Origin of the sequence: Pseudoalteromonas prydzensis (assembly GCF_001661495.1) — a bacterium.
GTDB classification, from domain to species: Bacteria; Pseudomonadota; Gammaproteobacteria; order Enterobacterales; family Alteromonadaceae; genus Pseudoalteromonas; species Pseudoalteromonas prydzensis.
Window position 1 is genome coordinate 395,343 of the sequence record NZ_BDDT01000001.1, and the last position, 21,008, is coordinate 416,350.

A 21,008-nucleotide genomic window follows, 5' to 3' on the forward strand; every position below is an offset into this window, starting at 1 on the left:
TGGCAGGGTTGGATTAGTTCACTTTACACCTTGCAGTTAAAGCTGTCATAAACTCTCATTTAATTTTTTATTAAACACTTGCTCTGCTAAATTTACTCTTTAATTTTAAAGGCATTTTTTCAGCGGTTAAATTTTCAAATTGATTTAATGCAATTTATTCAACAGTAAGTATTGTTTTAGGAACGTTTTTCTCGTTATAATTGTTATGTTGTAACATAATAAAGATGAAAGGTATGAAATTTAAAATTGCTTTACTGCCGTTAGCTATCGGTACATGTGTTAATGCTAATGAGATTGAACGAATTGAAGTTAATCCATTAACAAAACAATATTCTCCTGTAAATACACTGCAAATGAGTAAAACAGAGTTAACCGGAGAGTTACTCCAACAACAAAAGGCACCCACCTTAGGTGATACCTTATCGCAGATATCGGGTGTCAGTAGTAGTTATTTTGGCGCATCAGCTGGGCGCCCACAAATTCGCGGTCTAGGCGGACAACGGGTAATGATAAGCTCTAACGGTTTACCTGTTCGAGATATGTCATCTGTAAGTGATGACCAACTAGTGCCGATAGAGCCTTTTTTTGCTGATCGAATTACTGTATTAAAAGGTGCAGCTGCAACTGTTGCTTATGGAGGCGAAGCGATGGCTGGACTGGTTGATGTGGATGATGGCCGCATTCCTTTACAGCATAGTGCACATAATTATACCGATCAAATAGAAATACAGTCTGGTTATAATACAGGCACGGCATTACTAGGCCGCTTTCAAGGACAAGAGCAAGGCTTTGCTTATAATGTAAATTTACTGCATCGTGAAAGAGGGGATTTTAAGGTCCCTAAAAACGCCAAAGATCCAGCATGTAATGATTGGTCAGAGTTAGTTTTAAGTAGTCAATTACAAGCGCAATGCCAAGTGGTATTAGGTCAACCACAATGGGAATATAACGGCACTAAATATGTTGATGTAACGCCTTTAGATCAGCAAATTATTGAACACCGTTCTGATAATTTGCAAGGAAAAGTAGAGAACTCAAGTAATTACCAAACAAGCTTTACTTTTGGCGGCAGTCAAGTATTTGCAAACGAGCAGTTGCTTGGTTTTTCATTTGGTTATACACGTGCAAATCGTGGTATTCCCGGCTTTATGCACTTAACTTCAAAAGGTACTGATCAGCTGGCAGAAACGGGAAAAATTAGAATTAACTCTGATCAATATCGTTTTGATGCACTTTACTCAAAAGAGTTTAAAGATAACTCCTTTTTAAACCATGGTGAGATCACAGCCCGTTATACTAATCAATTAGATGACGAAAGCTTAGCAGAGCGATCTGTTAATACATTTGAGCTCTCTAATTGGCAACTCAATCCTACACTTAATTATCAATTTTCATCTGAATTAACTGGCATGATAGGGCTAGCATTAGAAGGCAGTAAACACCAAGGCGGGGGCGTAGATAATTACTTACCCGATATAAACAGCGATCGACGTGCGGCTTATATTTTACAAAATGCTAATTATGGGCCGTTATCAGCTCAACTTGGCGCCCGTTACGAAAAAGTGGAATATGAACCAAGCTTTCCAGCTACCTATGAGCCAGGACGCGGCCAGGGATCAGCTATCGCAGACAGAGAATTTAATTTACACAATTATGTCGCCTCTATGCGCTTTGATATTCTAACGGGTTGGTGGGTATCAAGCAGTTACACTCATGCAGAGCGTGCTCCTGCGGTAAACGAGCTATATGCTAGCAATCCACATTTTGCCTTATTGATTGAAGAGCAAGGCAATGCTCAACTTGAAATGGAAGTAAATAAAGCAACTGAATTTGGTACTGGGATTAGCTTTGCTGATTTTTCTATAACAGCTAATTGGTATGAAAATCAATACGAAAACTTCATTTACTTAGGTAATACAGGGGTCAATCGTGGTGGTGTGTTTGTAAAAGAGTGGCGCCAAGCAGATACAGAAAACACCGGTTTTGAGGTGGAATTAAGTTATACATTAGCGACCAAAACCGCAGGGGATTTCACCTTTACCGCTTTTGCCGATGCAACAGAAAATACCCCTGTGTATCAATTTGATGGTACCTATGACCCTTTTACTATAGAAAACTTTTTTGACCCAAAACCTGATCAAGAAGCCGAATATTATCGACGTAACTTAGAAGGTGATAGTATGCCGCGCACGCCAGCCGATAGCCAAGGGTTAGCGGTGCATTGGCAGTATGATCAGCTATCAGCTTCATTAGATTATGTGCATCATAGTGCACAAGATAAAGTCGCAAAAGGTGAATTTGCTTCCCAACAATATCACTTATTAGGCGCTTATTTTTCAGTGACCCAAAATCTATTAGGCTACGAAAGTGAAGTATATATTAATATTGATAACCTTACTGATGAAGACGCTCGACCTCATCAAAGCTTCTTGCGACAACTAACCCCATTACCTGGACGAAGTGTTGCATTTGGTATTCGCGCTAAAATCTAAGGCGATAAGACTAATTAAGTGCGCCGAAGCTGGCGCACTTTACAAAGCACCATAATTTTAAATTCACCCGAACTAGCTTACGCCTACAATAGTTTTACCTTGGAACTTTCTCTCGCAATTGCGTTATGTAAACCCCTGTTACATTTTGATTAAAAAAGCCACACGCTAACAACGGCTAACGTGTGGCTTTTTAGTATCTAACTTCATTTTTTGAATGATTACTTATTCAATAAGTTCTTCTCAAAAAACTCGGCCATCATAGTGTGATAGTGCAGGGCGGTGCCTTTGCCTTCACGCAGGCTATGAGAACGGTTAGGGTATGAGAAAAACTCAAACTGTTTGTTGTGCTTAACCAGCTCGTCAATTAAGCGTTCTGAGCCTTGGTAATGCACGTTGTCATCCCCTGTGCCGTGGATAAGCAATAACTTACCGGTTAGGTTTTTAGCAAAGGTAATCGGCGAGGTGTTATCGTAGCTCTCTGGGTCGGTATTGGGGTTACCCGCATAACGCTCTTGGTAAATAGTGTCGTATAAACGAATATCTGGCACCGGTGCAGAAGCAATACCCACTTTAAATTTATCACCATGGCGGAACAATAAATTAAGGGTTGAGCTGCCGCCCCCTGAGTGGCCCCACACGCCTACGCGGTCGGTGTCTATTACATCCCAACGTTTTGCCATGGCATCTAGTGCATCGACTTGGTCTTGCACTGTGATAGAGCCAATTTTTTTATAAATCGATTTGCGCCAATCACGGCCTTTTGGTGCGCGTGTGCCTCGGTTATCAACCGATGCCACAATAAAGCCTTTTTGTGTTAGCAATGATTTATACAAGTAACTGTTACCTTCCCAGCGGTCTTGTACCGTTGAGCCCCACGGTTCACCGTATACGTAAAAAACAATCGGGTATTTTTTACTTTTATCCATGTTTTTAGGGAACATAATGTAGCCATCAAGCTCGGTGCCGTCGCTCGCATTCACTTTAAAAAACTCATGGCTAGGTAAGCTTTGCTCAGCCAGCTTTTCTTTCAGCTCGTTATTTTCAACTAAGGTTTTAACATTACTGTGGCTGCTCACTTTAATGATCTCTTTGCTTGCTGGCATACCGAACTTAGAGTAAGTGTGCATTGCCCAAGAGGTATCTTTAGACATGTAATAGCTGTTTGAGCCTTCAAATTCTTCAGGTGTTACACGTACAGGCTTGCTGCTGCCATCAAGCGGGGTGCTGTATAAATAGCGCTGGCCCGGGTTTTCAGGAGAGGCGGTAAAGTACATCACGTTTTTATCTTCGTTTAACGCCAGCATATCTACAATATCATAATCGCCTGGGGTTAAATCGATAATGGTTTTGCCATCGCGCGATACACGATAAAGATGACGCCAGCCATCGCGCTCGCTGTGCCAAATAAAGAATTTGCCGTCTTTTGACCAGTTAGCTTTATAAAACCATTCGATAAAGGCGTCGTCTTTATCTTCTAGAATTTTAGTTAATTGCTGTTTTTGCCAATCGAATAACCAAACCTTGTTATGGTTTTGCGGGCGGTTTAGGTCTTGGATCATTAATTCCTTACCGGTACCTGCCCAGCTAATACGAGGAATATAACGATCACGGTTATCGCCTTCAAGCGCAGCCCAGCGCGTTTGTTTGTCGGCTATGCTTACCACACCAACACGTACTGCTGAGTTAGTTTCACCGGCTTTTGGGTAAGGAAACTCTTTTAAAGTAGGGTAAAGATCATCGGTATTGTTGATCATAGTGAAGTATTTAACGCCACTAGTATCAAGCTGCCAATAGGCAATTGATTTATTATCAGGGCTCCAACGAAAGCCATCTGCAATAGTGAATTCTTCTTCGTACACCCAATCAAAATTGCCGTTAACAATGGTAGCGCTGCCATCGGTTGTCAGTGCTGTTACTGTGTTGCTGCCAACCGATTGCATATATATGTTGTTGTCACGCACGTAGGCAACTTTTGAGCTGTCTGGCGAGAACTTAGCAAACATCAGCTTTTTAGCTTCAACATCGCTACCACCAAGTTGCTGTAGTTGATTGGTTTCAAGATTAAGTAACCAAAAATCACCGCGACTACGTGAACGCCATACTTGCTCACTATTGGTAAATACCATTAACCATTTGCCGTCTTTCGACCATTGGTAGCTTTCAATTGCAAATGGCTCGTCTGCGCCTTCTGGCAGTAGTTTTTCAAACTCAACCAGTACTTTACGGCCCGTGCCATCAGCGTTGTAAAATACGATATCGTTGCCTTTTACACCGTGCTCTTTTTCGTCATCAGCTTTGGTTTTTTCAGCATCGTCTTCTTTATTTTTTTCGCTTTTACGCTCTTCAAGCACTGTATAGCCGGTGCCATCATCAAGCCATTTAAAGTAAGTGCTACGCTGTGCCTTGAAATATTTATCTTTATAGATTTGTTCAAGCGACAGTGGATTGCTAATTTGTGTCATTGTTGTAGTAGCCGTAGAATCAGGTGTTACAGAGCAGCCAAACAGTGACAGCCCAGCCAGTACCGACAAAACCAGCCCAGAGGTTTTAAGTAATTTCATGTAGTGATCCTAAAAGGGGTTAGCGAGCGTGTATTTATTTACAGGTCGCATTAGCAACACTTTAGCAAAAATTACTTTTAAGATCTGAACGTTTGTCGCAATAAGCATAGGGTTAAACCCAAAACCCTACAAGTAAAGTTACTGCCACAGGTACATACTGGCCTTTTTGCCTGAAATTTCTAGCTCGTATACGCTTTCGCATCGGCGTTGTGCCGCGCCGTAACATACATGCAAAGGCAGTAAATGCTCTTCCCGAGGGTGACAAAATTGTGCCCCTGACGCTAGTTTCCAGTTAGTTAAACGTTGCGTGCGCTCAGGCTCTGCAAGCTTAGGATTTGCTAAAGTATCAATTAACCATTGCTCAAAGCTTTGGTTGAGCTTTTGCATAGCGGTTGTTTGTTTAGCAAAAAAAGCCTGCATATTATGAAAGGTAAAACCGGAGCCAATGATCAATAAATTTTCATAGTCTATTTGTTGCAACACTTGGCCAATTTTGAGGTGCATTGCGGGATCAAGGCTCGAGTTTAACGAAATTTGTACACATGGAATATCGGCCTCAGGAAATATGATTTTTAATGGTACAAACATGCCATGATCAAAGCCACGCTGGGTATCAAGCTTTGCAGTAATACCGTTACTTTGTAAGGCCTGCTGTACTTGTTCAGCAAGCTTTGGTTCGCCAGCGCACGGGTAAGTAAGTTGATACGCCTGCTCGGGAAAGCCATAGTAATCATAAATCAACTTTGGTGTTGCTGAGGCTGTAATTGCAATAGGATCTGCTTCAAAATGAGCACTGATCATTAAAATCGCACTAGGCTTAGTGATTTTAGCCGCGACTGATTGCAAACAAGTCACCATCTCTTTATGGCTTGGTTCACCAAGCAGCGGTAATGGCCCACCGCCATGGGATAAAAAGAAAACATTTGGTTTTTGCAGCATAATAACCCTTAATTGATCTACGTGGTTATTATAATGCATGCACAAATCGCAATTAACTAGCCACAAAAATGCACAGCTAAAGTGCATTTATTAAGGGCTAGGGTTCATCAGCCAAACCACAATGCTTGCAGGGGTAACGCCTTTAATACCTTGGCTTAATTTTTCACAGCTGAGCATGTTTAAGCTGTAGTGCTTTGCATAAATACCTTGTACCTCAGCAGCAGGAACACTATAAGGTGTGCCACTGCGCTGCGATTGGTCATACACACAGGTGATTAATAATTGCGGCGCAGCATTACTTAAGGTAATTATGTGCTGGGCATATTGATTACGAATAGCGAAGGGCAGCGCCACTAATGCTCCGCGATCATAAATTGCATCAATATGACCTAAATGATCTGCAGTTAAAGCAAAGACATCTCCTACCCAAATACAGATCCCCTGAGCCTGATACGCAGTGAGCAAACCGTGCTTGGTTACTTTTGGTGTAAGCGCTAACTCAATAAATAACTGCCGAATAGCCAGCTCGCTGAGCTCAACACCCACAACGTACATGTCCTTATTAAGCAAATAGTGAATGTCAACTGTTTTGCCACACAAAGGAACAAACACACGACTACTGACTGGTAAATTTAAGTTAGTAAAATAACGATCTAAACTAGGGTTTACTTTACCGTCATGAAAACCAATGTCATTGCTTTGCCAACGGTTTAACCAATATTCTGCATGCATAGCGCCTCCTTAAAACTGTAATAACACCATTGCACTGAGATACAACCCCACGCCAAACACAGCATGCGATAAAATACTTTTTATGCGTGCAGCCATTGGTGCGGGCGTTTTAGCCGCAGCAATGCCAAGCCCAAGGGCAGGCTGCATAACAAAAAAGGGCATAGCAACACTCACTAGTCCAAACAACAGGGCTGGGGCTAAGCTCGGCGCAGCTAACCAGCTACTTGGCATCAGTAATAAAAATAGCAGGGCAAAAATAACCCCAATTAAATAATGGCTAAACCACCCGATAGCACATTCGTTTTGCTGCGCAGCGGCATTATTAATAGCAAGGTGTTTAAACTGCCCATAGCGCATTAAACTTAACCAGCGACCCACCATACAATAATTTAAAGAACGTATACCTAATTTGCTTAGCAATAATCCCCACACATCAAGTAACGCCGTTGCACCAACCCCCATCACTATCACCGCCCACCAATCAATCGTTGCAAACATCATCTTCTCCTGTGCTGAAAATCTAAGCGCTATGATATAGAATTACAAAAACGTTAAATACAAAGCTTTAATCAAACTTAAATTGCAAAAGTGGAATTATGTTAGATGATATCGTGTTGTTTGTGCATATAGTGCAACAAGGTGGCTTATCTCAAGCCGGGGAGTATTTATCTTTGCCTGCGGCAACCGTTACGCGGCGCTTACAGCGTCTGGAGTCACGCCTTGGCGAAAAGTTACTACACCGCTCGGCGCGCCAATGCACACTCACCCAGCAAGGGCAGGTTTACTATCAAAGTTACGCAAACTTAGTTGAGCAATTTGAACAAACCAGCCATCAACTCAATCGGCAAAAAGAGCAACTGAGCGGAAAACTCAAAGTACTTGCGCCACTTAATATTTGTCATGGTTTTTTAAAGCCAATGTGGTTGTCGTTTTGCAAACAATACCCTGATATACAACTGGAGCTGATTTTAAATAACCAGCTTGAAGACATTATTAAAAGCCAAGCCGATTTAGCACTAAGAATAGGCCCACAAGTTGACTCGTTATTACAGCAAAAAAAGCTCGGCCAGGCTGATTCTATTTTAGTAGCAACACCCCATTATTTAGCCAATGCCGCAGCACTCACAGAGCCAAGCGATCTTAAGCAGCATCGTTTAATTGGCACAACACTGAGAAATAAATGGCCATTAAGCAATATAAAAACACGCGCAAGCTATACGCATATGTGCCGCTTTAATAGTATTTATAACGACACAAGCTTTGTAAAATACCAAGTCGCTGATCACCAAGGGGTAGGCTTGTTACCGCGTTTTGAAATTATAAACGAGCTAGATACGGGTGAATTAGTAAGGGTGTTGCCGATGTGGCAAAGCCACAGTCGCGAAATTTATGCTATTTGGTCAAGTGGTCGTTTACTTAGTAAAAAAGCGCTTTGTTTGCGCGACTATATGCATGCTTTTATTCAGGAGCAACTACCGCACGGTTAAACATTTTTATGCCACTGATATTCCATTTGCTTTGCTGTAAGCTCGGCATGTTCAGGGCTTATCAATTCTGCAACTAGCTGCAAACTCATATCAATGCCCGCAGAAATACCGCCAGAGGTGGTAAATTTACCTTGTGACAGCCAACGTTTATTGCTGATCACCGTTAAAGCTGGGAACATATCCGCGAGATCGCTTTGATCTTCCCAGTGTGTCGTCACCGTTAAGTCATCTAATAAACCCGCTTTGGCCAGTAAAAATGCCCCCGTACACACTGAGGCGACCTTTGTAGCAGATGCTGCTGTTTCTCGTATCCAGTTAATTACATTTGGCTTTTCCAGCTCATGGCTATGCACACCCCCTACAACAATGAGTAAGTCAATCTGAGGATGATCGGCAAAACTGTAATGGGGGTTTACACTAAAGCCGCCACGCGCCATAACTGGCGTATTACTTTCAGCAATCAGGCTCACCTGCCAATCATTATTCGCTAATCGTTTCGCTGTACTAAACACTTCAAAAGGCCCTGAAAAATCCAATACCTCAGCGTCATCATAAATATAAATACCAATGTTCATAACCTGTTTGCCTTATGCTTTAACTTCATTTAAATCAAACATTAACTTTAACCACCTTAAGTCTTTTGCATCTAAATTTGCTTGTTTATGTAATGAGGGATCATCATAAACATCTTTATAAACATGGCAGATAGCAACTTCTGTTAGCTCGCGCCATTTGTCATCTTTAAATTCTGATAGTGATCCATCAGCTAAATTAAAAGAGCTTAAAGGATCATGCTCTGCTTCAGTGGTTCTTAAGGTTAACTCTAACTCTTGTAAAATAGGGTTGATCAATTGCAGCGTATTTGCGGCCTCAAATTCTTCAATGATGCTGTTTTGAGCTGCTTTGATTTCTTTTTCAAGTTGATACTGAGACAGTTTATCCGCAGAGGCACGTACACCATATTTATTGAGTAGCCCGGTGAAGCTTGGCAGCACAGCTTTAGCCGCAATACTCGCTCCTAACAATGGGTTTGCAATAGCTGCTAAGCCGCCAACCAACAGCATTCCGTAGGTGAGTTTTTTATCTAAGGCATCAATATCGTTGGCAAGTGATTGTAATGAGTTAGTTTGCCCAACGGCTTGATCACGTATAATCGCATCAGCGCTGTTTAGCATGTAATGGCGCAATCCTGCTTCAGCATGCTCATTAGGAAAATGAAAAATACGCCGCTTGGGTAAGTTATTAACCTCTGGTACACCGCTTGGCAAATAGCGCATGGTGTGTAAGGCAAATTGATGTTCAGATAATGCAAAAGGAATAACAAAATAATGCTTTTCATCAAATGACGTAGGGGTTTGCGTACCAAAGCGCTCAAACGACATAAAGATGGGCAGACCATCGATTTTTTCTTTTGCTAAAACATAGCCTTTATTGAATTCATCAAACAGTTTATCTGATGTCGATTTTAGCTTAACGATCCCTTTGTTTATAAAATCTTTCATAATTATTTGTTAATCCAATTCAATTCTAGCTGACTAGGTGCTGTAAAAGGTTATACAAATGGGCCTAAAAAATTCAGCAGTAAAATGTCAGCAAAAATATATTTAGCAGCTTAAACACTGCCTTGCTTTTCAATAACTAAAATACGTGCTTCGCCAATGGGGTGGGCGACATGCTCTGTACCGACCGAGGCATAAAATATATCACCACTTTGCAATACCGCTGAATGCGTCTCGCCATCCTGTTTGTAAAACATTTCAACGGCTCCATCAAGCACCACAAACACTTCTTCGCCATCATTGATATGCCACTTATAAGGTTTATCAGTCCAATGTAAGCGGGTAGTGATGCCATTCATATTAGCAATATCTTTTGCTCCCCACGCTTTTGCTGCGGTGAACTCTTTACCACGAATGATCTGCATACAATTTCCTTATTCATCTAACTCTAATTGCGCCCGTTCTAACGTTTCGGCGGGTAGTTCTTTTTGTACTGATACACCCAACTCTTTAAACTCTGAGGCTTGTTTTATTAGGTTGCCTTTACCGCGATATAACTGCGAAAACGCTTTATCGTAACTTTCTTTGGCTTTATCTAACTGCTTACCAACGCCTTCCATACTGGTTAAAAAGCCGTTGAGCTTGCTATAAAAACGCTCCGCGCGATTAGCCAACTCTTTTGAGTATTTAGTCTGCTCTTCAAAGCGCCATAACTGTTTAACAATGTTCAAGCTGGTTAAGAGGGTAGTAGGTGTGGCCACCAAAATGTTCTTCTCTATCGCTTGTTGGTAAATATCGCTTTGGTATTTAAGGGCTTCGACAAAAGCGGATTCTATCGGTACAAACATGATCACCACTTCAGGGCTGTTAAGTCCAGGTAAGCGATCATATGATTTACTCGCCAACTCATTAATACGCGCTTTAACCGCCTCAACATGCTCTTTAATTGCCTGTTGTGCTTCGAGCTCGTTGTCGGCATTAACGTAGCGTGTATAAGCGTTTAACGAGGTTTTCGCATCAATCACTAAGTGCCGACCTTGTGGCAAATACACCACCACATCGGGCCGCAAGCGGCCATCTTCGGTATTAAACGACACCTCGCGCTTATAATCAGTACCAGCACGCAACCCCGCGCTGTCTAACACGTTTTCGAGCATTAACTCGCCCCAATTACCTTGGGTTTTCTTTTGTCCTTGGAGGGCGTTACTGAGCTTGTCGGCTTGTTCGGTGATGGCTTGGCTTTTCGCTTGTAAATGCAGCAGCTCGGTTTTTAACGCCGCACGTTGTTTTAAGTCTTCAACATGGATTGATTCCATTTTATCGCGAAAACCTTTTAGCTCGCCCTGTACTGGTTTTAATAACTGTTCAATACTTTCTTGGTTAAGCACTTTAAAACGTTGTGATTTTTCTTCGAGGATTTGATTAGCTAAATTTTCGAACTCTTTTTTAAGCTGCTCTTTGCTTTCTTTAATATGCTGTAACTGCTGCTCATAATGTGCTTGCTTTTGCTCAAGCATAGTACGCATACTACTGAGTTCAACATCTCGAGCATTGAACTCAGCACGTAATGAAGTTAACTCAGCTTCAGACTTACGCCAATAGTGATTATATTGCTGGCTTTGCTTTTCTTGTTCGCTAAAGCGGGTTTTAAAATGCTGAGTTTCGTCGCGTTGCTCTTGATAGTTTTGCACTAGTAGGTCGTGTTCATCAAGCAGTGAAATATGCTGTTGTTGCTGCTGGGTTAATTGCGTTTGTAACAGAGTTTGTTGCTGCTCTAGCTCATTTAATTGCCGAGTCAGGCGTGCACGTGTTTGGCTAAAAGCAATTCCTAAAAATGTCCCACCTACTAAAAATCCGATACCAACATTGAGCCAATCAATATTGGTAAGTAACTGTATAGACATAAATAAAACTCAATAACAAAAAGACAACTTATCATAGCGAATATAAAACCCGCTAGATAGCTGTTTTTATTATCACGAATACTAAAAAATATTACATCGCATTACAAATCACTTGGACAAACTCGTTTTCTAGAAAGTTTTCTTCTACACTCAAATGCAATGATTAAGAATGATTAAAAACACTGACTCCTCAACACAAGGAATGATCACATGAACGATATAAAAACACCCGATATTGAAGTGCAATGCCAAGCTGATAACTACTTTTCAGTTAAAACACTGACCGTTTTGCCACATACGCATGAAAGCTGGCTGACGTTTTTTAACGGTGAAACAACACCAACAGAGTCTCTCAGTGTGTATTTCAATAACGCTGGTAAAAATGACTCCAAAAGCATTGAGAAAAAGCAGTACGTGGAACTTATTATAAATATTGATCCTACCGTCGCTGCTGACTGGGAGTTTTACGGCAATGGCGTGGAGTATTGCGGCGCCGATAGCAACTGCCAATATAATATTTCAACAATGATCATGGATGACGACACCTTAGTGTTAAGAATAACCCAAGTTGAACCAACCTATGAATTTGTAGGCGCTGATAAAGATAACCTCGACCAAGTAATTGAGGTAACAGAAGGCCAAGAAACAGAGTATTTACCGATCTCATTTAGGTATACAGCAAAACATGTGCCTTCAGGCAAAATTTATATGTCACAAGACCCTAAAATAGTGGTGCGCAGACCAGGTACTCTTTAATTTAAAACACTGCGGCAGCTAAAAGAAGGGTCATATTGTTGCATTAACGCAATAAACTCTTCTTTTTGGCACCAAGGTGTAAACCAAGGTAACTTAAACCACATGGGGTGATAGCCTATGGTAAGCGATTTTTCTATGTACATAAGTGCTGACTGATACTCACCGATCACACTATAAACCAATGCTGCGGTAAACACGTATTCGTAATGATCAGCGGCGATACTTATTGCTTTATTGAGTGCTTGTAATGCAAGTTTAGCTTCACCTATTTGACTGTAAGCTTGCGCCGCTTCTAAAAGGCTATCAAGCGTCTGCTGTGATTGCGTAAGCTCTATCACTTTTAAATAATTAGCTGGGTAAGATTCACTGAGCTTTAGGGATTTTTCAATATCGGCTAAATTAAGCCGAAAACTAACATGCCCAGGGTTCATATTAACCGCCTGCTGGGCAACGATTAAAGCTTGCTCAAACTCTCCTTGTAAAGAATAGGCAATACTTAAATTACTTAAATCAATACTATCTGCCTTAACCTCTATAGCCTGTTTATATTGCTTGATGGCAACTGTTAGATCGCCTTCAGTTAGCGCTATATCAGCCAGTAATTGGTTGGCCATATAGTTTTGCGGGCTGATACTAATCACCTCATTAAGAAGTTTTTTGGCTGCAACTATTTTACCTTGCCACCACAACACTTGCGCTAAGTTCTGCTTAATTCTTGGGTTGGCACGTATTTTTAACGCTAACTCAAAAGCGTGTTGCGCCTCAGCTAATTGATCTTGCTGTAAATATAATAACCCTTGCAACTCATAAAGCATTAACGGGCTGGCACCCACTTGCTCAGCTTTAGTTAAATACTGTTTAGCTGCGTTCCAGTCTTGCTTAGCAACCGCTATAAGCATAGCGTTCTTCGCAAAGGCGGGGGTATTTTGGTACTCAGCAGGAGCATTAAACAACAGCTTATTAGCAACCTCTAAATAATCAGCTTGCTGCGATTGTTGATATAAGCCAAGCGCGACTTCACGAAGTAATTCATAATTAGCATATAGCTGAGGCGTTAATTCAATCGCTTGGGATATTTGATTAAGTAACTCATCGCTATATTCACCCGCTAACTGAACGTGTTGATACAACTCAATATGCTGTTGTTGCACGTCATCACTGAGCTTTGCCAAGGGGATATATTTGCTATCAAAATCAGGGAATAACGCCGTCAATTGCTGGGTGCTCAAATGATACATTTGACTGTAATTATCAATCACAATAGGCCATTGTTTGCGTGCTTTAACCGACCACTTTGGTGCCTCTAAACGCACGAGTGTTAAATAGCATTGCGGTTGCATGCAATTAAGTTCTGCCGTTACGACTTCTTGTATACCGGTAGCTTGATTTAACTTCGTTAACTTCTCAATAAATGTAAGATCAGCGTTAGCACCTTGCTCTATAATTGTGATTTCATCTTGGGAAATTAGATTTAACCGCTTACTATTGATAATTCCTTGCCTGACAGCATCATCAATTGTCGCTTTAAGCATGCTTGTATCGGCAGGTAAAAGCCCTGCTGATTTAACAACCGGTGGTAAAAACGCCACATAATGTTCACTAGTTTGGCGTAATTTAAATTGATATATCAAACTGCCAGCAACCAATAAAGCACACGTTAATAGTGAAATTAATAAGATTTTTTTAGCTGTTTTTTTCGGTTTGGCTAGCTGTTCAATTGGTAGCGTGGCTTGTGCCAAAATTTCTTGCTGTGTTAGCGCTATTATCACATTTTTCAGTTTACGGGCAGTTGTGGCGGAATCAGCAGGGCGACGCTCTTTTTTACGCTGCAATAACTGATTAAGCAAATCACATAGCTCATTAGGTAACTTAGGCGTGATCTCGTAGGCATCCATAGCTTTAGTATTGCTAATGTTGTGTGCGATAGCTTGCGATGAGCCATTTCCAAATGGATGACGGCCACTGATAAATTGAAAAGCAAGCATGCCAAAAGAGAATAGATCACTGCGAAAATCTAATGGTTGTTTATTTAGCTGCTCTGGCGACATCGCACTGGCACTGCCAAAACTTGGTATCTCAGTTTGCTGATTAGCAGGGTCACTTTGTAGTGTCGCTATGCCAAAGTCGGTAATTTTTAGTTTTTGCTTATCTATTAAGATATTTGCAGGCTTTAAATCACAATGCATCACTCCCTCTGAATGAGCATGTACTAAGCCATCACATAATTGCGCCAGTAGAGCTAGCTTTTCAGATAAGGTCGTAATATGTTGATGCTGAAATTGTTGTAAGGTTTTGCCTTTTAAATATTCCATGACAATGCAAATTTGCTTGTCGTACAGCAATACATCATGAATTTGCACTATATTAGGGTGATTGAGCCGAGCAAGTAGCTGAGCTTCAACTAAAGGATCGCTAAGCTGTGCTGTAGACTCAGTTAATTTTAAGAACTTGATCGCCACATAGCGTTTTAAACGGATGTCTTCAGCTAAATAAACACATCCCATTCCTCCTTGACTAAGTAACTTTATTAATTTGTAGTTGGCTGTTACTTTGTTAAATTGTAATACTGTTTTTTCTTGTTCTAGCGACATCCGAGGTACTCTCTAATTCGCACCCTTTATAGATCATAAAGGATGCGCCAGCAAAACGCACTTTTCGCAGTTGCCTTTCAATTATATTTTCAGCATCATGAACATTAGTCAAAACCTCTGAAAATTGCTTTCTAGCGCGATGGATTTGAATATTTAAATAGCGCATATCAACACCTAAATCTTTCACTAATTGCTCTGTATTGACCCAGCCTTGATTCGCCGGCAACACGCCTTTTTTAGCATCCGCAGCACGGTATCTGGCCAAGTTTAAGGTCAGGTAATGATGACAGCGAACATGTAAATCAACGTCCTTATTATGATGATGGATTTTTAGCTCTGAGGTTTCTTCATCTAAGCTTAAATTAAAAATGAAATCTAACTCATTAATATACAGCTGCGGCACACTGCTCACTTGGGTGTCAACTTCCAAATGGCTGGAAAGAAAAACCCATTGTTCATTAGCAACGCTAATTACACTATTATCTTGGAGCATTTCACGCGTGGTAAATTCATCATCATGCAATGATTCAAGATACCACTGGCCACTGTTTGGCTGATAAATAATGGCCCATTCAGGTTGCTCAGCCGGTAATAAGTGATAATTATTAAGTACGATAGTTTCTGTGGTTTTTTTTTGCTGAGCGTCCAATTTGACCAGTTGATCAACGGGCGCGCTTAAGTCCTTAACCACATAAGTAACTTGAGAGTTACCTGCAAAATAAATTTTGTCGCCGATGTGTAATTCTTCAGCACTATCTTTTTGCAATCGCTTATGATTTAACCAAGTCCCATTGAGGCTTAAATCCCTGATGTACCATTTCCCGTTTAGCCATTCAGTGATGGCGTGGATTTTAGATACACTCAGATCATTAACTAAAGTATCAACCGAGTACTGAAAACGGCCAAAGCTATGGTGCGCATATAAAAAGCAACATTCATTTGAATCTTTATTTAATAAATAAGCCATTTTCAATACCCTTAAATAATTAGGTACATGTCTAATCGTTGATATTACTATGATTTTATAACAATAGACACAAACAAAAGAAGAAAAACACAAAAAATTAACATTTGTTTTGCAAAACAAGCAGATAAGCAATTATTACTACTGACAATAGTATTTTAGCGACAAAATGATTAAATAAATATTACGTGTTATTACAGGGCGGGCATAAAAAAAGCCAGCTCAAAGTGGGCTGGCTCAATCATTACTAAATTTAGTAACCAAATGGGAAATCAACATGATGCTTGTGAAAACTGCAATTTAACAACAAGCATAATAGTAGACGCGGGGAATTAAATTTAGTTCAAAAATAATTTCAAAAAAGATCATTTTTTTGTAGGTATAAAAAAAGCCAGCTCAAAGTGGGCTGGCTCAATCATTACTAAATTTAGTAACCAAATGGGAAATCAACATGATGCCTGTGCAAACTGCAATTTAACAACAAGCATAATAATAGACGTAGGTAATTAAATTTAGTTCAAAAAGAAATAGATTTTTTTTAAAGATAATTCTAATTTTTAATTAAAGATAGCATTTGCTCTTCATCAAACTTAGTAAAACTCATTGATTTTTCAGTAAATAATGCATCTACTAAGGCTTGCTTATGTTGCTGCATTTTAAATACTTTTTGCTCGATTGAATTTGCCATAATTAATTTATAAACAAACACAGGGTTAGTTTGACCAATGCGATATGCGCGATCTGTCGCCTGCTTTTCAACAGCTGGGTTCCACCATGGGTCAAAATGGATCACGGTATCAGCTTGGGTTAGGTTAAGCCCTGTTCCACCGGCTTTTAAGCTGATCAAAAACACCGAGGTTTGGCCACTGGTAAATTCAGCAATCACTTTATCGCGATGCCTTGTTTGCCCAGTCAATAGGCTGAAGTTGATATCTAGTTCAGTTAATTGTTCAGCAATAATATCGAGGGCTGAAGTAAACTGGCTAAAAATAATGATATTACGATCTTCATCTAACATTACCGGTAAATGCTTACTTAACCAATCAAGCTTTGCACTTCTGGCCGCTGTAGTTTCATCAATTAAACGTGGATGACAGCATATTTGTCGTAATTTCAGGAGTGCTTCTAAAAACATTAGCTTGCTTTTTTGCGCGCCTTGCGAGGCAAACAAATCAACCATTTTCTCTTCTAGGGAGTGAGTAATGCTTTGATAAAGCTCTTTCTGCTCGGCTTCAAATTCAAACTCTTTGATTAACTCCGTTTTAGGAGGCAGTTCCTGGGCAACTTCGGCTTTAGTGCGACGCAAAATAAAAGGTAAAATTAATGATTTAAGTTCATTAGCGCGCTGTACATCAGCATCTCGCTCAATCGGTGTTTGAAAATGTTCTTTAAAGTGAGTTTGCGAGCCAAGTAATGAAGGCATAGCAAAATCAAGCAATGATTTTAACTCAAACAAGTTATTTTCAATTGGTGTACCGCTTAAACAAAGATTAAATTGTGCGTTTAAACGTTTAACTAAACGGGTTACTTGCGCGCTGTCGTTCTTAATATATTGTGCTTCATCAAGAATAATGTTTTCAAAGTATAACGGCGCATAATAAGCAATATCACGCTTTAACAGTGGGTAAGTTGTCAAAATACAATCAGCCTGAGCTAGATGCTGTAATTGCTCCACACGGGCAGAACCAAAAATAGTGGTAACTTTAATACTACTGGCAAATTTGTTCATTTCATTTTGCCAATTACTAACAAGACTCGTCGGGCAGACTATTAAAGTAGGGCCAACTTGTTCCCGTTGTCGTGCATTTGCTAAAAATGCAATTACTTGCAGGGTTTTACCTAACCCCATATCATCAGCCAAAATCCCCCCCAGTTGATGACGCTTTAAAAACTGCAACCACTGCACACCTTGCTGTTGGTATTCACGCAATTGCACACCGTCATTTAAGCCATGTAACTGCGTAACCTCTGTATTATTATCGCTAGTCAGCTCCGCGAGGTAAGATTCTAAGTTATCATCAACTAAGGTAACTTCTAAACTACTGTAATCAATTAAATGTACTAAGAAAGATAGCGGCATTAACAATTCGTCGCGGGTTTTCACAAACTCAAAGCGTTGCTTAAAATCGACTAAGGCATCAAAAGCAGCTTTGCTGATCACAGCAAAATTTTTACCATTGGCATAATAGTAAAAGTGCTCGCTTTGGCGATTTAATGATTCAAATTCAGGGTTATCATTGGCTAGTACAATTGCAGCCTTGACTCCTGGGATCAATATTTTACTAACTATTTGATGGCCTTTACCGCGCTTAACCTCTAAATTAACGCTACTGATTGCTTTTTTAACGACTAATTTTTTGTCTGTTACTTTCCAACCACGCTGTTTAAGGCTTGGAATAACTTCATATTTAAACCAATGCTGATGAATAACTGATTGTTTATTAAATATAAACTCATTCTGTAAAGCCCCTTTACATAGCGTAAAACCTAAGTTTGTAAGCTCAGTATTCACTGTATTCTCAAGCGAGGCATTAAGCAGATGCGCAGGAGCCGCATTAGGAGCATAATGCTGATCTTGATAATTGAAGTTAAGTATTAGTTTTAAATCATTATTACTATTACTAACTTCAACAACAGCTGATGCATCGGCAACACGCTTTATTCTTTTTCGTTCTGATTGTTGATAATGAGGGATAACGCCATCGCCAAAATTAGCCGCTAATTGTTTATACACTCGGTCAAAGTTGGCGGTATGAATTGCAGGAATAGAACGTATATGCGCAACTTCTTCGCCGCTCAATGGTGTACGTAAACGACCGATCCGCAATTGTTCAGTATCAAGATAAGTAGGCGGTGTGGTTTTCAGTAACAACCATGATTCTCTGCTACTTATGCGAACATTTAATTGCGTAAGATCGTTTTTATGCGACCATGAAAAACTAAGATCCTCTGCGCTATCAGCTTTAATTGCTTGACGAGAGCGGCCAAAGAATAAACGCTGAGAACTCAGTAACTGTTGTAATGCATTAAAACCCCATTGCCCTTTAAGCTCTAAGTTACCTAGAGCATTTTGCGAACGAATCCAACTGTACAAACGAAAATCCGTTTCAAGCAAATCTGTTGGGGTAACAAAGCTATTGAGCTGTTGGTCAGTTAAATTGCGGCCAAGGGTATAATTATGGTCAATAGAAAATGCGGCAATTTTAGGTGTTAAGATAACCCGATTGTTTTCTACATCAAGTACAAATAATAGTACATTTTTAGCTTCTGCTGACTGGGTTTGCTTAAGTGTTGTTAGCTCTTCAAACCAATCATTCATTATGTAATCTTGGCCATAATCACCTGAGTGATCTATTTTCAGCTTCAATAGCACTGCAGCTAAATGACGGCAATTAGTTTTGGCATCACATGAGCAATGGCGGTCAACTGCAAAGCCATTAGCTAATTTTCTGATTTCAATATGCTGGGTAAACGTGCTGCCTTGGTTACCGAACATCGACGCATCAATCACGGAAAAATCATGATTATGTTCTAACCAATTAATCTGACCGTTCGCAACATACTCTTTTGCTTTACTGAGCACATGCGGTTTAAACAGTTGCTTAATAAACCGTTCAGATAAAGGGAATTGAGTCGCTTGTTCTTGTTTTATCTCTTCAAAAATAGCGAGTAAGTCATTCTTAGATAAGTTAGCAGACATATTGCTCAAGGCAGTAAAAATCAAAAATAATTTTACCAGTATATGATTTATCTTCACTGAGCTAAAGCATTAATATGTTTAATCGGACTGGTTGGAGCTGCCAGCTTAGTAAAAAAATGATCTCGGCATAGATAACTGAGTAGATTTGTAGTTAATCACAATTAACCAACAACTAACACACAAGTTATAAACAACTCACTAGAAATAAGGGGGCTTTACAGATCATATTTTTACTAAGCAAAGAGCTATCAACTTGCAAAAAGCGAAAATAAGGGGAGTAAGTTAGTAAAAAAATGATCTGCACGTTAAAAACGCTCTGCTTTAAACATTTCAGATCATTATTTTACTAACAAAATGAGGGTTGAGATCAGATTATTACTAACTTGATAGCACCCTTAGATCAGATTTTTATCAACTAATTAAAAGCATTCAAAAGCTTAGTTAACTGCTCTAAGCGCTTGTCAGTCATCACTTTATTGTCAATTTTAATGGAAACATCACCACTTTTTAAGTTGCGTTGTACGCTGATATAGTCATTTTCTAACAATGCTTCGCGGCGTTGTGCTGATTGTGGCTCAGCAGTAAGTAGCTTAGTGATCGCCATTGCACGCTTATCATCGCCAGTAATTTCTTCTAAACTTTGATCATGCGTTAAATGATTAACCAGCTGATTAAAGGCATGTTCGTCTCGCTCTTTAGCTGCAATCAATTTTTTAGCAACTTCACGGCCAACATGGTTCGCGGTTGGGTAGAGCGAAAGCACTGTTGCAGGAAGCTTCTCGTACGCTTTAATTGCATCGGCAATGGCTGTATGAGATACGCCTTCAATCGCAGCTACTTCGCGGTAAGAGCCTTTTTTGCCTTGCTCAACTAACTCATCTTTAGTCTGTTGGTAAGCTTGGCCGAGTTCCCATAAGCTTGGAGCGATATATTGATCCGATGAAATAGCTAAAATCTTAGCATCTTGCTCGGTGAAATCAGTTGAACTCAACACCATATAATCAGCTTGACCTAAAATACAGGCCATACGGCGACGTGAGCCTGCCAGTACGAGTGTTTCGTCACCTTTATCCCAACACAGGGCTGGGTGTTGGTTGCGTCCATCCTCGCTGATAGCAGGAAGGATATCAGCAACTGATTTTTCATTCAGTAATATTTGAACACGACGATTTTTAGCATAGACCTTCGTACTACTTTCAATTTCTGCATGAGGGATCACTTTACAAATAAGGGTGATCTGGCGAGTTGGATCACTCGGTGCAGGCATTTTGATCACATCACCAGCACTGGCTTGCTCCAGTAATTCATCTAAGCTACTACTACCAATTGAAGTTGCAAAAGGATCTAAGCTGGTGTCATTTTTACGTTTTTTAGCCATTTTTT

At 40.1% G+C, this 21,008-nt stretch carries 15 protein-coding genes; 3 read left to right on the top strand and 12 right to left on the bottom strand.

The annotated features are described in order from the left end of the window. The first annotated feature begins 233 nt into the window (after positions 1-233). Positions 234-2,492: a TonB-dependent receptor gene (locus A7968_RS01655; protein WP_167542948.1), complete on the top strand. Its 2,259-nt coding sequence runs from the start codon at positions 234-236 to the stop codon at positions 2,490-2,492. Between the two features lie 218 nt (positions 2,493-2,710). On the opposite strand, the gene A7968_RS01660 is transcribed toward A7968_RS01655, so the two are convergent. From A7968_RS01660 to A7968_RS01675, 4 genes are all read right to left on the bottom strand, one after another. Beyond that, the gene (locus tag A7968_RS01660) at positions 2,711-5,053 is read right to left on the bottom strand and encodes a S9 family peptidase (RefSeq protein WP_064664836.1); all 2,343 of its coding nucleotides are present in this window, start codon (positions 5,051-5,053) and stop codon (positions 2,711-2,713) included. 138 nt (positions 5,054-5,191) lie between these two features. Beyond that, positions 5,192-5,989: a DODA-type extradiol aromatic ring-opening family dioxygenase gene (locus A7968_RS01665; protein WP_084448020.1), complete on the bottom strand. Its 798-nt coding sequence runs from the start codon at positions 5,987-5,989 to the stop codon at positions 5,192-5,194. 93 nt (positions 5,990-6,082) lie between these two features. Then, positions 6,083-6,724: a thiopurine S-methyltransferase gene (gene tmpT / locus A7968_RS01670; protein ID WP_064664838.1), complete on the bottom strand. Its 642-nt coding sequence runs from the start codon at positions 6,722-6,724 to the stop codon at positions 6,083-6,085. A gap of 9 nt (positions 6,725-6,733) precedes the next feature. Continuing rightward, the gene (locus tag A7968_RS01675; protein WP_244270397.1) at positions 6,734-7,225 is read right to left on the bottom strand and encodes a DUF2938 domain-containing protein; all 492 of its coding nucleotides are present in this window, start codon (positions 7,223-7,225) and stop codon (positions 6,734-6,736) included. A gap of 95 nt (positions 7,226-7,320) precedes the next feature. Here A7968_RS01675 and A7968_RS01680 point away from each other — a divergent pair, with 95 nt between their 5' ends. Next, positions 7,321-8,211 carry a LysR family transcriptional regulator gene (locus A7968_RS01680; RefSeq protein WP_064664840.1) on the top strand — a complete coding sequence of 297 codons (891 nt, stop codon included), beginning with the start codon at positions 7,321-7,323 and terminating at the stop codon, positions 8,209-8,211. On the opposite strand, the gene A7968_RS01685 is transcribed toward A7968_RS01680, so the two are convergent. The 4 genes from A7968_RS01685 to A7968_RS01700 all read right to left on the bottom strand — a co-directional run bounded on the left by A7968_RS01685 (position 8,208) and on the right by A7968_RS01700 (position 11,614). Beyond that, the gene (locus A7968_RS01685) at positions 8,208-8,786 is read right to left on the bottom strand and encodes a DJ-1/PfpI family protein (RefSeq protein WP_064664841.1); all 579 of its coding nucleotides are present in this window, start codon (positions 8,784-8,786) and stop codon (positions 8,208-8,210) included. The genes A7968_RS01680 and A7968_RS01685 overlap by 4 nt on opposite strands. Positions 8,787-8,798: 12 nt before the next feature. Beyond that, positions 8,799-9,713, bottom strand: coding sequence for a hypothetical protein (locus A7968_RS23490; protein WP_227008951.1), 915 nt, complete (start codon positions 9,711-9,713; stop codon positions 8,799-8,801). Between the two features lie 110 nt (positions 9,714-9,823). After that, positions 9,824-10,135 (bottom strand): cupin domain-containing protein, encoded by a 312-nt coding sequence (locus A7968_RS01695; protein ID WP_064664842.1) that lies wholly within the window; start codon positions 10,133-10,135, stop codon positions 9,824-9,826. A gap of 9 nt (positions 10,136-10,144) precedes the next feature. Then, positions 10,145-11,614 (bottom strand): DNA recombination protein RmuC, encoded by a 1,470-nt coding sequence (locus A7968_RS01700; RefSeq protein WP_064664843.1) that lies wholly within the window; start codon positions 11,612-11,614, stop codon positions 10,145-10,147. Positions 11,615-11,824: 210 nt separating this feature from the next. Here A7968_RS01700 and A7968_RS01705 point away from each other — a divergent pair, with 210 nt between their 5' ends. Next, positions 11,825-12,370, top strand: a complete 546-nt coding sequence (locus A7968_RS01705; protein ID WP_064664844.1) for a hypothetical protein — start codon at positions 11,825-11,827, stop codon at positions 12,368-12,370. Here the strand turns inward: A7968_RS01705 and A7968_RS01710 are convergent. From A7968_RS01710 to A7968_RS01725, 4 genes are all read right to left on the bottom strand, one after another. Beyond that, complete coding sequence (locus A7968_RS01710) at positions 12,367-14,961, bottom strand: serine/threonine-protein kinase (RefSeq protein WP_064664845.1); 2,595 nt, start codon at positions 14,959-14,961, stop codon at positions 12,367-12,369. The two genes, A7968_RS01705 and A7968_RS01710, sit on opposite strands and share 4 nt — an antisense overlap. Further along, positions 14,924-15,928 (bottom strand): FHA domain-containing protein, encoded by a 1,005-nt coding sequence (locus A7968_RS01715; protein ID WP_064664846.1) that lies wholly within the window; start codon positions 15,926-15,928, stop codon positions 14,924-14,926. Before A7968_RS01715 ends, A7968_RS01710 begins: the two co-directional genes overlap by 38 nt. A 547-nt stretch (positions 15,929-16,475) precedes the next feature. After that, positions 16,476-19,625: a DEAD/DEAH box helicase gene (locus A7968_RS01720; RefSeq protein WP_064664847.1), complete on the bottom strand. Its 3,150-nt coding sequence runs from the start codon at positions 19,623-19,625 to the stop codon at positions 16,476-16,478. A gap of 415 nt (positions 19,626-20,040) precedes the next feature. Then, positions 20,041-21,003: a hypothetical protein gene (locus tag A7968_RS01725; protein ID WP_064664848.1), complete on the bottom strand. Its 963-nt coding sequence runs from the start codon at positions 21,001-21,003 to the stop codon at positions 20,041-20,043. Between the last annotated feature and the right edge of the window lie 5 nt (positions 21,004-21,008).

Coding starts and splice junctions, on each gene's coding strand:
- A7968_RS01700 (WP_064664843.1), bottom strand. CDS start 11,614: ATGTCTATACAGTTACTTACCAATATTGATTGGCTCAATGTTGGTATC.
- A7968_RS01715 (WP_064664846.1), bottom strand. CDS start 15,928: ATGGCTTATTTATTAAATAAAGATTCAAATGAATGTTGCTTTTTATAT.
- tmpT (WP_064664838.1), bottom strand. CDS start 6,724: ATGCATGCAGAATATTGGTTAAACCGTTGGCAAAGCAATGACATTGGT.
- A7968_RS01705 (WP_064664844.1), top strand. CDS start 11,825: ATGAACGATATAAAAACACCCGATATTGAAGTGCAATGCCAAGCTGAT.
- A7968_RS01655 (WP_167542948.1), top strand. CDS start 234: ATGAAATTTAAAATTGCTTTACTGCCGTTAGCTATCGGTACATGTGTT.
- A7968_RS01710 (WP_064664845.1), bottom strand. CDS start 14,961: ATGTCGCTAGAACAAGAAAAAACAGTATTACAATTTAACAAAGTAACA.
- A7968_RS01680 (WP_064664840.1), top strand. CDS start 7,321: ATGTTAGATGATATCGTGTTGTTTGTGCATATAGTGCAACAAGGTGGC.
- A7968_RS01675 (WP_244270397.1), bottom strand. CDS start 7,225: ATGATGTTTGCAACGATTGATTGGTGGGCGGTGATAGTGATGGGGGTT.
- A7968_RS01720 (WP_064664847.1), bottom strand. CDS start 19,625: ATGTCTGCTAACTTATCTAAGAATGACTTACTCGCTATTTTTGAAGAG.
- A7968_RS01660 (WP_064664836.1), bottom strand. CDS start 5,053: ATGAAATTACTTAAAACCTCTGGGCTGGTTTTGTCGGTACTGGCTGGG.
- A7968_RS01695 (WP_064664842.1), bottom strand. CDS start 10,135: ATGCAGATCATTCGTGGTAAAGAGTTCACCGCAGCAAAAGCGTGGGGA.
- A7968_RS01725 (WP_064664848.1), bottom strand. CDS start 21,003: ATGGCTAAAAAACGTAAAAATGACACCAGCTTAGATCCTTTTGCAACT.
- A7968_RS01685 (WP_064664841.1), bottom strand. CDS start 8,786: ATGAACATTGGTATTTATATTTATGATGACGCTGAGGTATTGGATTTT.
- A7968_RS23490 (WP_227008951.1), bottom strand. CDS start 9,713: ATGAAAGATTTTATAAACAAAGGGATCGTTAAGCTAAAATCGACATCA.